The sequence below is a fragment of the Sphingobium sp. DC-2 genome, from assembly GCF_000722555.1.
In the GTDB taxonomy this organism is placed as follows: Bacteria; Pseudomonadota; Alphaproteobacteria; order Sphingomonadales; family Sphingomonadaceae; genus Sphingobium; species Sphingobium quisquiliarum.
Window position 1 is genome coordinate 121648 of record NZ_JNAC01000054.1, and the last position, 13931, is coordinate 135578.

Here is a 13931-nt window from a genome sequence, read left to right on the forward strand (position 1 = left end):
CCGCCGCCGGATGACAGCCCAGCGGCGGGACAATCCTGTATCCGGGCCCGTTCACCGGCCCGCCATTTCCTACAGGGGCGGCCGGAAGATTCCGAACAGGAACTGTTCTGCCGCTTCGCTGGCCAGGGCAAGCTGTTCCTCGGCGCCTTCTGGGGCGATGAAGAGGAAGCGGCTGCCGAAGGTCGCGAGCACGAAGATGTGCCAGGCGGCAAGGTCCGGCGCCACGCCAATCGCAAGATCACCTGTGCGGATAAGCGACAGGACAATAGGCAGGATTTTATCGATCACCTGCTGAACGAGATATTCGCAGACCGTACTGGTCATGACATCATGCTCACCCGCTCCGGCGATGAGAATCCGGCTGAGCGCAAGACAATCTTCGGAACAGAAGCGCTTCTGCATGTCGAGCATCACGCCAGTGAGTATCTCGTGGCCGGTGAGTGCACCCTTTTCAAGTTCGACGGGTGCCGCCAATATCATGTCGATCCGGCGCCGGGCAGTGAAAAGGAACAGTCCTACCTTTGAACCGAACCGCCGGTAAATCGTGTTCTTGGGCAATCCCGCACGGTCCGATATTCCATCCATGCTGGCGGCGTCATAGCCCGCCTGCCTGAATACGGACCAGGCCTGGTCAAGAACGGCGTTCCAGCTTTCCTGAGACTTGCGGGTAGGTGGCAGATCAGGAAAAACGGGCTGCGGCGCGATCCAGCCATGCTTTCCTCCTTCCTTTATGTCCGCGCGGGATGATCCGTCCTCACGGGCCGCATATCCGTAGAGGAATATATGCGCGGCATAGCGGCCAAAGGCGCGTTGATCATCCGCCCCCGGCATCCGCAGGCCTGCAAGATGCCGAAGACCATCCGTCACGATGGCGCCAAATCTATATGCGCAAAGCGAAGCATCGTCGAAGCGCGCACCGTCAGCTTCGGCCGTCTTCATGAGCAATCGCGCGAGACTGTCGCCTTGGCTCGCACGGCGCAAATAGACCTGACGGGCAACGTCGGACGAAAAGCGATTGGCGACGATGGCTGCGCGAAGGATGCCGATTCCCGGCTGCATGACTTGCCCGCGGCGCATCAGCGGCCCCAAAGCGGCAAGTTGGTCGAACAGCGGTCCGTCCGGGATCGGAAGAAAGCGCCCGGACAGCACGATCAACCGCCGCGCGACCGCCAGGAAAACATCGTCCCTGTTTTGGAAATGCAGGTAAAAATCGCTTTTGCTGATATGCGCCCGGCTGACGATCATGTCGATGGTCGTCCCATCGAACCCTTCCTTTAGAAACAGGCTTTCTGCTTCTTCGAGTATGCGGTCGCGCTGATCTGCTTCCCCCTGCCGTTCTGCCGCGCTCCTCACCATGCCATTTTTCATCATCCTGTCCTTATCGGAAAAGCGGGCTTGCTCAAGCGGAAAACAGCCTGTAGCAGGAAGCAATAGTACGCGACCGTTACGTATAAGTACGCCCACTCTTCGAAGAGAGGTGACGTAGGGTCGAAAGGGGAGAAGCAAATATGAAGACCTACACATATCCCGTTTTGGCTGCATTCCTGGCCAGCACAGCGCTGGCTTCCACAGCGGCTCTGGCGCAGACAACGGACACTAATCCGCAGGTTGCCCCCGAAATGGGCGAGATCGTGGTCACCGCCCAACGCCGTGCCGAATCAATCCAGGACACGCCCGTTTCCGTTACCGCTTTCAGCAATGAAAGCCTGCGCGAACAGAATATCTCCAGCGCGCAGGACCTGCTGGGAAAGGTTCCGTCCGTCATCGTCGGCCCCAATGGAACGCAGCGTGATGCGGAATCGATCACGCTGCGCGGCCAGGGCCAGACCTTCGGCGCGCCCGTCGGCGTCGTGAATTATTTCGCCGAAGTACCGCTGATCCAGGGATCGGTTCTGGGCGACCAGGGCGGACCGGGGCTGTTCTTCGACCTTGAATCGCTCCAGGTGTTGCGCGGCCCGCAGGGAACGCTGTTCGGCCGCAACACGACAGGTGGCGCGCTGCTGGTCGGCCCCAAGCGGCCCACCCAGAATTTTGAGGGCTACATCCAGGGCCAATATGGCAACTATAATGATCGCGAGTTTGAAGGCGCGATCAACATCCCGGTTGTGCCGGACATTCTGTCGATCCGTATCGGCGGCAAATACGCCAAGCGCGACGGTTTCACCAAGGATGTGGGGCCAGAGGCGTTCGGCTTCACCGACATCTGCGTCGCCAGCACGGTGGGATGCCTCGCCCCTGCTGGACGCGGGCCGGGCTTTGCTGGCAAGCGCTATGACGACCGCGACTATTGGACCGCGCGGATCGGGATATTGTTCACCCCTACCGATGGCGTTGAAAACTACCTCGTCGCCTACAAGACCAAGTCCGATACGAACGGCACGGGCACCTATCTGGAAGCCAGCAACGGAAATAACGCCAATCTGGCTGGTCTCGCCGCGAACCTTGCCTATCTGCGTCCCTTCGTGCCGGCTCAATCCTTCAACCCCGCGATCATCCAGGGAATACTCGCGCGCCAGCGTGAGCTCGGCCCGCGTAAAGTCGCGCTTAACACCGACACCTTCTTCAAGGTCGATATCACCAGCGTCACGGACATTTTGAGCGTCAGGCTGAATGACGCCCTGACCTTCCGCAACATCTTCGGCTACCAGCGGATGAAACAGAGTTTCGCCTGGGATCTGGACGGTTCGATCGCTCCGATTCTGGCGAACATCCCCGCGGTGGTGACGCCTGGCTTTGCTGCGCAATATCCTGAGTTGGGCGCTGCGGGCTCGTCCTACCAAGCCACCAATCTCAGCCTGATCACCGAGGAACCGCAGATCCAGGGCAAGATGCTGGATGGCAAGCTCGACTTCGTGTTCGGCGGCTTCCTGTCGCACACCAAGCCCGAAGGGTTCCAGGGTACGGGATCGTTCAATGTCGGCAATCTTGGCGGCACATTCGCCAAGATCGACACCAGGAGCACGGCCGTCTACTTCCAGGCGACACTGGATCTCGGCACCTTCTCGCCCGCCCTCGACAATCTGAAGCTGACCGGCGGCTACCGGCATACCTGGGACACGATCAAGGGTTCGCGCATCGCGCCCGCCTTCGTCGTTATCCCGACCGCAAGCGCCAAGCTCGACACCAACGCGCCGACCTGGACCATTGGCCTGGACTATCAACCGAACCGCGACCTGCTGCTGTTCGGACGGGTGACGCGCGGCTACAAGAGCGGCGGTTTCAACGCGAGCGGCCCCCGCGTCGAAGTGCTGACCTTCCAGCCCGAATATGTCACCAACTATGAAATCGGCGTGAAGAGTGATTTCAGGATCGCCGACATGCCGGTCCGGCTTAACGTCTCTGCCTATAATCTCGACTATAAGGACATTCAGCGCGCAACCGCCGACAATGCACCCAACGGCCTTCCCCCGCCAGCCAGCGGCTTCGACAGCGGCTCTCGCGTGTTCAACGCGGAGTCTGCCCGCATCCGCGGCATCGAGGTGGAAGGCGTAATCCGGCCCGTCACCGGCCTCGAACTGTCCGGCAGCTACGCCTATACCGACGCGAAATATAAGAAGTACACGCTGATCGTCGCGGGTGATCCGCGCATCCGCTTCAAGGATAGCTGCGACGGGCCAGTCGCACTACCGGCCTCTCCGGGTCAGACAGTCGCGCTCGATATGTCCTGCCTGCCCTTCCAGCATACGCCCAAGCATCAGTTCAACCTGAATGCGCGGTACAGCATGCCGCTGGGCGATGATGTCGGAACGCTGGTCGCCAATGCCGGCTACTCATGGGTTGGGACCAAATATTCGCTTCCCGTCTCGACCATCAGGGACGAACCTGACGCGAAGATCGACTCTTTCGGCCTGCTTAACCTGTCTCTCGATTGGAATGGGCTGTTCGGGTCGAACTTCGACGCGCGCTTCTTCATGACCAACGTCACGAACAAGCTGTACCGGATCAGCAGCACGAGCGCGAGCAGCGCGGGCACGGGCTTTACCGCCAGCATCTATGGCGAGCCCCGCATGTACGGCACGTCGCTCCGCTATCACTTCTAGGGAAGCAGCAGCCGTCCGGTAGAAAAATGGAGAGAGAATGAGACATATATTCGCCAGACGGCTGCTGGGATTGATGTTCGCCGGATTCTGCTTGCATGTGGGAGCCGCTGCCGCGCACGCAGCCACTCCCGCACCGGCTTCTCTGGCGGCACGGCTTCAGCGCGTCGCCGACCAGCAGGATATCGAACGGCTGATCGCCGATTATAGCGCCTTCCTGGCCGCGAAGGATTTCGATTCCTACGGCAAGCTGTTCGCCCATGGCGCGTTCCTGGGTCCGCAGGGTCAGGTCATCGCCAGCGGGTCAGAACAGGTTTCCGCCCTGGTGCGCAAATATCTGGGCGGCGATCCGGGCACCACGGTGCGCCATCTGGTCACCAACACCCGCATCGACATCGCGCCCGATGGCAACAGCGCGCAGGCGGAAAGCTTCCTCACCACGATCCAGGCGAAAACGGGTCAGCCTGCCGAAATCTTCCGCGTCGCCGTCTACAAGGACAGGTTCAAGAAGGTGGCGGGCGCATGGGTTTTCGCCAGCCGTCAGTAGGAAACCGCCTGGGTTTTGAAGGAGCGGGAACCCGTACCGCCTGCTGCGCCTGCCAATGGCCAACCGGCATCGAAACCAGCCGGCAAGTGAGATGATAGGGTCTGGTTCGAACGGATGGAGCCTTCGCTCCATCCTTTTTGCGCTTGGGGGCTCCCTGCTGCTCGGCGGTTGCCAGGCGCCTAATGACGGCAATGAAACGGCTGCTGCGAATGAAGCGGCTGCGATCAGCGGCCCGGCGCTGGACAACGGCTTTCCGGTGATGAACGCAGACCTGGCCGTCGAAGGCTTCGTCCTCTTCAAGCAGAATTGTTCCACCTGCCACGATCATCCTTCCGGGCCGGCGCCAAGCCGGGCCGTGCTCGGCTCCCTTACCCGCGAACGCATCTATGCGGCGCTGACGACCGGCGTGATGCAACCAATGGCGGCTGGCCTGACCGACGCGCAAAAACGGCTTCTGGCGGCCATGCTGCCGCAGGAAAAGCCGCTGCGCGAACCGTCGCTGACCGCCAATATGTGCAAGACCCCTGCCCCACCGGCAGCGGCATCGGCCGATGGAAGCTGGACAGGGTGGAGCTCTGATCTCACCAACCGCCGCTTCCAGCCCGCAGGCGGACTTGCCGCGGCGGACGTGCCCCGGTTGAAGCTCAAATGGGCCTTTGCCTATCCCGGCGGCGTCGGCGGCCTGCCCGTGGTTTCGGATGGCTGGCTCTACGGCGCCAGCGCCAAGGGCAATGTGTTCGCGCTCGACGCACGCACCGGCTGCACCCGCTGGACCGCCAAGGTTCCCGGAGAAGTGCGGGGCGCGCCGGTCATCGGCACCGTTCAGGCACCCGGCGGCGCGAAGGCGCGGATGCTGTTCGTCGCCGATGCGCTGGGGAACGTCGCCGCCTTTGACGCGCGCACAGGCAAGCAGCGCTGGGCGACCCGCCTATTCACCGAAGAGACGCGCCGCATCTCCGGTTCGCCGGTGCTCTACGGCAACCGCCTGTTCGTCCCCATCGCCGCTTTTGAAAGCCAGATGGCGCCAGTGCCGACCTATGAATGCTGTAAGGCGCGCGGCGGTCTCGCCGCGATCGACGCTGTCACCGGGCGGATCGTCTGGTCGAAGGATGTCTTCACCGAGCCTTTGAGGCCCACCAAAGTGAACGCGGCGGGCGCTCAGAATTACGGCCCCGCCGGTGCGTCCGTCTGGTCCGCTCCGACGATCGATCCCAAACGCGGCGCCGTCTATGTGACGACCGGCAATGCCTATACCGAGCCCGCCTCCAGTGCTTCGGACGCCCTGATCGCGTTCGACCTGCGCATCGGCCAGATCCGCTGGAGCAGCCAGGCGCTGCCGCAGGATGCCTGGGTCGCCGGGTGCGACCGGAAACCGCACGCCAACTGTCCGCGCAAACTTGGGCCGGATTCCGATCTCTCCATGCCCGGCGCGCTCGTCACGCTGAACAGCGGCAAGGACATCCTCGTCGCGGGCAGCAAGGGGGGCGTGGTCTATGCCTTCGACCCCGATAACAAGGGCAAGATCCTGTGGCAGACCCGCCTCGCGCGGCCCAACCCGCAGGGGAGCCTTACCTTCGGGACGGCGGTTGTGGGGCAGATCGCCTATTTTCCCATCTCCTTCGATCAGCCCGAAGGCGGCATGGCGGCCGTTGACCTTGCCACCGGCCGTCAGATCTGGCGCAAGCCTGCGCAGCCTGCCGTCTGTTCATGGGGCAAGGACTTTTGCAGCGCCGCCCAGCGGTCGCCGCCCAGCGCTGTTCCCGGCATCGTCTTCGCCGGTTCCAACGACGGCCACATCCGCGCCTATGCCGCCAGTTCCGGCGACATCGTCTGGAGCTTCGACATGGCCAGGACCATCAACGCGGTGAACGGCGCGCAGGCCCGCGGCGGGGCGATGGGCCGCGGCGGTCAGACGATCGCGGGCGGCATGGTCTATGTCAACGCGGGCGCGGGGCTTGGCCGTGGGGGAAATGCCCTGATGGCCTTTTCCGTCGATGGCCGATGAACCTTCGTTGCGAATATCGCCCCAGCAAAGATGAACAAAGGACGTTGCCCCATGACCTTCCGTGCGAAACAATCCGTTCGGCGCTTCATCCTCGGCACGGCGGCGCTGGCCTGCGCTTGCGCGGGAACGCTGTCCGCCGCCGCCGCGCCAGCCAACCTCGCCTATGACAAGCCCGCGCCGACGATCAATCCGAAGCTGACAGCCCTGTCCAAGGCGATGCAGCCCAAGGTCTACAAGGTATCGAACCGCGTCTATGTCGCGGTCGGCTATGGCGATGCCAATTCGACCATGATCATCGGCGATGACGGCCTCATCATCATCGACACGACGGAATCCCTCACCTCCGGCCGCGCGGTGGAGGCGGAGTTCCGCAAGATTTCCAAGCTGCCGGTCAAGGGCATCATCTACACGCATCACCATATGGACCATCTGGGCGGGGCGGCGGCCTTTGTTCAGCCGCAGGACGCCATGTCCGGCAAGGTGACGGTGATTTCGCAGGCCGACACGATGAAGCTGCTCGCCAGCTCCGAAACGGCCAAGGCCAATCCGCTGTTCACGCGCGACATCATGACGGCGCGCTTCGCCTATATGTTCGGCGCCTATCTTCCCAAGGGACCCGAAGGGGTGGTGAACAACGGCACCGGCCCGGCGATGGTGGCGGGGCCGATCGGGCTTGTTCCGCCGAACAAGCTGGTGGACGATACGCTGGACGTGACGATTGCGGGCGTGCGGCTTCATATCGTGCGGACGCCCGGTGAGACCGATGACGCGATTTCCGTCTGGATGCCTGACCTCAAGATGCTGGCGACCGGCGACCTGCTGATGGGGGAGACTTTCCCGAACCTCTACACGCTGCGCGGAGCGGAGATCCGCAATCCGATCACCTGGTATCGCTCCATCGACCGGGTGCGCGCGTTCCCCGCCGAATATTTGGTGCTGAGCCATGGCCGCCCAACGCTGGGTCGCGACAAGGTTGCAAGCGTGCTGACCAATCACCGCGATGCCATCCAATATGTCCATGATCAGGCCGTCCGCCTGATGAACAAGGGCTATGGCCCGGATGAACTGGCCGCCGCGATTTCGCAGCTGCCCCCGCATCTGCGCGACGATCCCTATCTCGCGCAATTCTATGGATCGGTGAGCAGCAGCGTCCGGCAGCTTTATGCCAGCTATTTCGGCTGGTTCGAAGGCGATCCGACGACGCTCAACCTGCTTCCACCGAAGGACAGGGCGCAGCGCAACCTAGCGCTGATGGGCGGCGAAGCGCATGTGGTGGCGGAGGCGCAGAAGGCGCTCGCAGCCAGAGATTATCGCTGGGTCGCCGACATGCTGACCAATGTCATCCGCGTGAACCCTGGCAATATGAACGCGCGCAAGCTGAAGGCGCAGGCCCTGCGGCAGCTCGGCTATGCAGAGGTGAACGCCAATGCCCGCAATTGGTATCTTACGTCCGCGCAGGAACTGGAGGGAGCGCCTTTGCAGATCCAGAATGACTGGTTCCGCGGCGTGGCTTCACCGCAGGCGCGCGTCGCCCAGTTCAACGCCATGCCGGGCCGCGCCATCATCGGCCTGTTCGCTCCGCGCTTGCAGGCCGAACGCACGCTGAATGTGCACAAGACACTGGCCTTCGTGCTTTCGGACAGTGGCGATCAGGTTGGGATCGAAATCCGCCGTGGCATAGCGGAGGTCTATACTCAGGCGCCCCCCTCTCCCGACTTCACCGTCAGCACGACAAAGGCATCGCTCGCGCGCCTCGCCGCCGGGGATACGACGCTTGCTCAGCTGATCGAAAGCAATGCGGCAACGGTACAGGGCGACCGGCAGGGCGCCGAAACCTTCATGAGCTATTTCAATCCGCCGCTGAAGGATTGGTCGGACCTCCACTTCACGACGCGGTGACGTTCATCTCTGGGTGGTGTTGATCACCGCCCGGAGCTTATCTCACCGCTCCAGGTCGGTAATGGGCACGACCTTGCAGCTTGGCATCGGCTTTTCCTGCGAATTGGCATAGCGCAGCATCAACGTGCCGCGCCGGTGTCCCGCCGTATCGATCCAGTTGGGAACGCCCGGATCACGGCCCGCAAGGATGACCCGCACGGTCCCATCCTGCGCAGCCACGGCATTGGCCTTGTTCACCGCGACATTGTGGAAGCGATGGTCGAATGTCTCCAGCCAGTAATTATAGGCCGTAAGGCTCCAGTATATGCATTCGGGCGGCCGCACCTCCACGACCAGCGCCTCATCGGGCTCCAATGCAAAACCGCCGACGATATAGGTGTACATCGGATCGCCATGCACCGCCGCCATCTGCGCCGGGTCGATGAGCTTCATCTCGTTGCGCATCTGGATGAACTCGCGCGACCATTCCGCAAAGCGCCGGATCGACCCGACCATTGACGTGGCGGCGCCGCGAAGCCTGCGTTCCATGCCATCGCGGGACAGCGGCGGCGGCGTGACAGCGCCCCCGACCCGTTCGATGCTGAGTTCCGCGGGCACCTCGTTGAAGCGGTCGAGCATCAACTGCCGGACGATCAGCACATGGGTGTCGGGGTCCATGGGTAGCCAGTTGCCCGGCTTGGGCATAGCGCTCACATGGATCTCGAACGTCCCGTCAGGGCCATATTCCAGCTGATCGCCGCTCAGCGCTCCGCCGCGGCCGGACCGTCCGCTCTGCCCATAATCGCGGCCATAATAGGTGCCGAGGCTCAGATAGGTGACGGCGCCCCGCGTGCCGCGCACGATATAGTCCGACCCCGCCTCGATCGCCGCGCCGCCCGCGATCTGGTCGGGATTGTCGAAGCCGGGCCCCTTGATCGTTTCGGGACGCCCAAGCCGCAATAGCGGCGCGGAGGCGGACGATCCCTCGACCGCACCTTCCAGCGCCTGCCGCAACATGCGCGTGACGTAGCGATATCCTTCCGCGATCTCGACCTCATCAAGATCATCGATGCCCGCGACGATCTCTCCCGCTTCGGAAAGCGCCGCGCCCAGTTCGTCCCAGACCGGCCATCCGCGTTGCTGACTATCGCTGCTCATCATAGCTCCTGCTCGTTTGCATCAAGGCGATGGCGCCCAGCATCCCGCGCCTTCCCTTTTGTCCCTCTGAACACCTGTTGATGCAAAGGGCATGACGGTTTCATCCGCCATGCCCTCTCCCCCTTATTCAAAAGACATCCAGCCGGATGGGAAAGCTGGCGCCAGCATATTGCGGCACGATTTCCTCCCGGATCGTCCGAAGCACGTCACCGCGCCGGTAGTTCAGCATCGCCGCATCCTGGGGGTTGGCATTGAAGTAGAGGCTGTTGCCCCGTCCCCATGCCAGGGAGATGTCGGGCAGGATCGGATGTTCGTCCTGCGAAACCGGCGGGACGGGCTTGCCCACTGCCTCGCAGAAAGCGCCGAAAATCTGCTGGTGCGTGAGGCTCTCGTCCCCGATCAGATACCCGCGCCCGGTCTCGCCACGTTCCAGCAGAGCCTCGACGCAATCGGACACCGTATCGGTGCTGACCCATGTGACGCCGCCTGCCGGAGCAACGACCGGCGCGTCCAGCAACCGTCCTTCGACATAGCGGACGAACGCCGCGAACATCGATATCTGGCCCGGCACCGTCCCGACAACGGAAGGCGCGTCGATGCTCACCACCTTGAAATCGGGACAAGCAAGCGCGCGCGTCTTCAGCCACGCCTCGTAACGCGAGCGGACATAGGGATTGCTGTCCAGCAGATGCGGCGCGACATGGGGGTAGAAGCTGCCGATGTTGATGGCGGTCCGCACGCCCGCATCGCGCGCGGCGGCGAAGAAGCGCGGTTGCGCGACCGTATTCGCCTGTGTGACATGCTGGAAATAATCAGCACCCTTGGGGACATGGCGGATGTCATTGCCCGCCGAAAAGACCAGCGCGTCAAAACGGGAGAGCAGATCGGCGGGCGGGTCGTCATTGACGAAATCCAGCCGCTGAAAAGGCAGCTTGCCAAGCGGGGTGTCTTCCGCAGGCGCGTTGCGGCCCGCAATAACGACGTCATGTCCACTCTGCGCCAGCCTCAGCGCCGCATGACCACCGATCAGGCCCGCACCGCCCACCACCAGGATCTTCATCTTATCTTTCCTTCCTTACGGCCTGCCGCCCGTCAGAATTCGACCCTGACCTCACCGCCGATCGTGCGCGGTTCGTTATAGGGCGTAGTGAAGCTCTGGAAGCCGTCGAAGGCCGTGCCGCCCACGCCGATCGTGAAGTCCGAACGGCGCCTGTTGTTGAACAGATTTTCGGCAAAGAGCGATACGCGCAGCTGCTTGCCAGCCGGTATCGGCCGCGTCCATGTGAGCCGCGCGTTGACGTTCCTTGTCGCCTGATTGGTATAAAGCTCATGGCCCGGCACCAACGGCCCGGCACCGGCGGAGGTGAACACCGCGCTCTGGTAAGTATAGGCGCCATGAACCGCGAACGCATCGTCACCAGCGCGCAGGAACGTCCAGTCGCCACTCAGTGTCAGCGAATGTTTAGGGACATAAGGCAGCGTGAAATAGCCAGCGACATTGTCACCCACGTTGAAAGGGGAGCTTGGATTGACCGCCGGATCGAAAATCGTTCCCGGCAAAGCGACGACCTGTTTCAGATCGCTTTTCAGATAACCATAGGATGCGCGCAGCGAAAGATCGGGCGACGGTTGAAGCGTGGCATCGATCTCCACACCTTTGATTTCGGCCTTGCCCGCATTGGCCGAAGCGATAATGCTGGTATCGACCGGGTCCGCGCCGAAGATGATCTGGAGATCGTCAAACTTGTTCAGGAAGGCGGCCACGTTGAAGGTGAGCAGCCGGTCGAACAATTGCGACTTCAACCCCACTTCATAAGCCGTAATCTTTTCCGGGCCGAAAGTCTGGGTGAAATCCTTCGACAACTCGCTGGAACCGCCCGCCTTATAGGCTTTGGAGAAGCGGAAATAGGTCATCATCTGGGGCGTCCATTGCACGGCCAGGTTTGCCATCGGACTGAAATTGTTGAAACGCTGGGAATTTGTGATGTTATCGTCCACCAGAGCGCCATTGATCGTCCTGTCACGCGACGCATCGCGAAGATCACGCGTGTAACGCCCGCCGACCGTCAACTTTATGCGATCATCGAAGACCGGCGGCGTCCAGGTCGATTGCGCATAGGCGGCGTAGGATTCCGATTTGGCGTGAATGACGGTTTGGGTCAGCTGCTCGGCGCCGAACAGCAGATAGCCAAGTGTCGTGTCGAAGGGGTGGTAACCACTTTCCTTGAAATAATAGAGGCCGCCGGTGAAATCGAGCCTGGACGTGATATCGCCGATCAGCTGGAATTCCTGCGTATATTGCTTTGTGCGATAATAATGCTGGCTTTCGACCGTCAGCGGAAAGAACGGCGTCGACTGTGCCACGCCATAATTGACGTCCTGCGTGGCGCGCGTTCCCCTATAGGCACTCAGCGAGCGGAGAAGAACGGCGTCCGACAATTGATATTCCAGCGTCAGCTGGTGATCCACGAATTTGGTGACGCTATAATCCAGGTCCAGCGGCGCGTAGGTCCGGTCGCGATCAGCGCTGTAGCCCGGAATGGCTCCCACCAGTGCCGGGTTCACATAATAAGGCGGCGTCGATCGCACGCGGCCCAGATCGAAGGCATAACGGACGGTGAAATCGTCCACCGGCTTCCATTCCGCCGCGATCCGTCCCGCAATCTGGCCGAACTCACCGAAGTTCAGTTGCGCGCCCGGATTTTTGACCCAGCCGTCCTTGCTCTTGTAGGAAATCGTTCCCTTGATCGCTAGGTTACCGAACGAAGGCAGATCGACGCTGCCCAGCGCGCGTACCAGATTGCGGCTGCCGAAGGACAGGGATGCGCTGCCACCCCATTCGCCGGTCGGCTGTCGAGTGATGATGTTCACAGCGCCGCCGGTCGTGTTCCGCCCATAAAGCGTGCCCTGCGGCCCGCGTAGAACTTCGATCCGCTCCGGCTCGCCAAGGTCGAGCAGAGCGCCCTGCGGCCGGGCGATGTAGAAGCCATCGATATAGACGCCGACGCCGCCATCGCGGGTGATCTGGCCGGGATCGTTATTTCCCTGGCCGCGCATCGCAAAGGCCAGCGTGTCGGATGAGTTGGGATAGGCGACGACATTCAGGCTGGGCGCGATCGCCGCCAGATTGGCGAGGCTGGTGACGCCCTGGCTTTGCAAGGTGTCGCTCTGTATCGCGGTGATCGCAATGGGCACCGTCTGAAGCGCCTGCGCGCGGCGCTGGGCGGTGACGATGATCTCTCCGGGCGCGGGCATATCCTCCGAAACCGGCTGAACCTGACCCTCTTGCGCATGGACCGGCACAGCAGCGGACAGCGCCATAGCCATCGCAGCGCCAGCCATCAAGCAGGCGCACTTATCCTGATGAGACATCTTCCATCCCCTCCCTCGTTATGCCGGACCTCGTCCGGCTTACGGCTTTTGCCGCATTGTTGACGAGCAAGCGTAATCCTTGGGACGCGGCGGACATGCATCCGCCGAATCGGAACGATCCGTTGCGTTTTTAAATTAGGGCAATCAATGATGTAGGTCAATCGTGACTTAGCACGACTGATTCACGCCATGCGGCAGCTCCGGCCACAATCAGGATAAAATGTCAGCGGCGCTTGCAGCCGTGCAGGAACAGGGCGACGGCCGAACGCACCCAGTCCTCCTGCGCCGCGCTGTCCATCTTCTTGACGCCCAGGATTGTCCAGTTGAGCGGCGCCATGTTCACCATCGTTTCCAGCAACTCGGTGGCGCGTTGCAAGTCATCGACAATGATCTCGCCGCTTTCATGCCCTTGCGCCAGCAACTCCCGAAGCGCCCGCCGCGCAGGGAAGGCGGTGGCATATTCCCCCCGCCGGGCAAGATCGGGAAAGCGCTGGGCTTCGCCCGTCACAATGCTGTAGATGCGGACCAGCTTAGGCTGCAACATACGCGACAGCATCGCCAGCGATGTGGCGACCAGCCGTTCCTCGAACGATCCTTCCGCGCTTATGCTCCTTTTATCCGGCTTGGCGAGGATGCGTTCGTCAACAGCGATGAACAACCCCTCCTTGCTGCCGAAACGCGCGTAGATCGTCTTTTTGGCAGTGCCCGCGGCAGCCGCGATGGCCTCGATGCTGGTGTCGCCAAAGCCCTTGGACAGGAACATTTTCTCGGCCGTGTCGAGGATGACGGTTTGAAGACGCTCCGCATCGGATTTGGACGGACGCCCTCCCCTTTTTGGCTTTTGCGGAGTTTGACCTGCACGCTCCTTTTGAGCACTCATTCCCGGCACACCTTCAATGGGTTGACGTCAGGAGCACTAGGTCGGCGCGGGCGA

Annotated in this window: 9 protein-coding genes; 4 read left to right on the plus strand and 5 right to left on the minus strand. The window is 61.9% G+C overall.

Annotated elements, in window-relative coordinates:
- Positions 1-69: 69 nt before the first annotated feature.
- Positions 70-1590 carry a TetR/AcrR family transcriptional regulator gene (locus ET21_RS26655; protein WP_156029149.1) on the minus strand — a complete coding sequence of 507 codons (1521 nt, stop codon included), beginning with the start codon at positions 1588-1590 and terminating at the stop codon, positions 70-72.
- A 29-nt stretch (positions 1591-1619) separates the two neighbouring features.
- Between ET21_RS26655 and ET21_RS0112335 the strand changes: the two genes are divergently transcribed.
- The 4 genes from ET21_RS0112335 to ET21_RS0112350 all read left to right on the plus strand — a co-directional run bounded on the left by ET21_RS0112335 (position 1620) and on the right by ET21_RS0112350 (position 8488).
- Positions 1620-4040, plus strand: a complete 2421-nt coding sequence (locus tag ET21_RS0112335) for a TonB-dependent receptor (RefSeq protein ID WP_162180706.1) — start codon at positions 1620-1622, stop codon at positions 4038-4040.
- Positions 4041-4077: 37 nt separating this feature from the next.
- The gene (locus ET21_RS0112340) at positions 4078-4584 is read left to right on the plus strand and encodes a nuclear transport factor 2 family protein (protein ID WP_030539947.1); all 507 of its coding nucleotides are present in this window, start codon (positions 4078-4080) and stop codon (positions 4582-4584) included.
- Between the two features lie 91 nt (positions 4585-4675).
- Positions 4676-6589 carry a PQQ-binding-like beta-propeller repeat protein gene (locus tag ET21_RS0112345; RefSeq protein ID WP_162180707.1) on the plus strand — a complete coding sequence of 638 codons (1914 nt, stop codon included), beginning with the start codon at positions 4676-4678 and terminating at the stop codon, positions 6587-6589.
- Between the two features lie 51 nt (positions 6590-6640).
- Positions 6641-8488 (plus strand): alkyl sulfatase dimerization domain-containing protein, encoded by a 1848-nt coding sequence (locus tag ET21_RS0112350; protein ID WP_051768160.1) that lies wholly within the window; start codon positions 6641-6643, stop codon positions 8486-8488.
- A 42-nt stretch (positions 8489-8530) separates the two neighbouring features.
- Here the strand turns inward: ET21_RS0112350 and ET21_RS0112355 are convergent, their stop codons facing one another.
- From ET21_RS0112355 to ET21_RS0112370, 4 genes are all read right to left on the minus strand, one after another.
- On the minus strand, positions 8531-9625 hold the full coding sequence (locus tag ET21_RS0112355; RefSeq protein WP_051768161.1) for a DUF1214 domain-containing protein: 1095 nt from the start codon (positions 9623-9625) through the stop codon (positions 8531-8533).
- 127 nt (positions 9626-9752) lie between these two features.
- Positions 9753-10685, minus strand: a complete 933-nt coding sequence (locus ET21_RS0112360) for an NAD(P)-dependent oxidoreductase (protein ID WP_030539951.1) — start codon at positions 10683-10685, stop codon at positions 9753-9755.
- A gap of 32 nt (positions 10686-10717) precedes the next feature.
- On the minus strand, positions 10718-12952 hold the full coding sequence (locus ET21_RS0112365) for a TonB-dependent receptor (RefSeq protein WP_162180708.1): 2235 nt from the start codon (positions 12950-12952) through the stop codon (positions 10718-10720).
- A gap of 268 nt (positions 12953-13220) precedes the next feature.
- Entirely contained in the window at positions 13221-13877 is a 657-nt protein-coding gene (locus ET21_RS0112370; protein WP_081856713.1) for a TetR/AcrR family transcriptional regulator, read from the minus strand.
- Between the last annotated feature and the right edge of the window lie 54 nt (positions 13878-13931).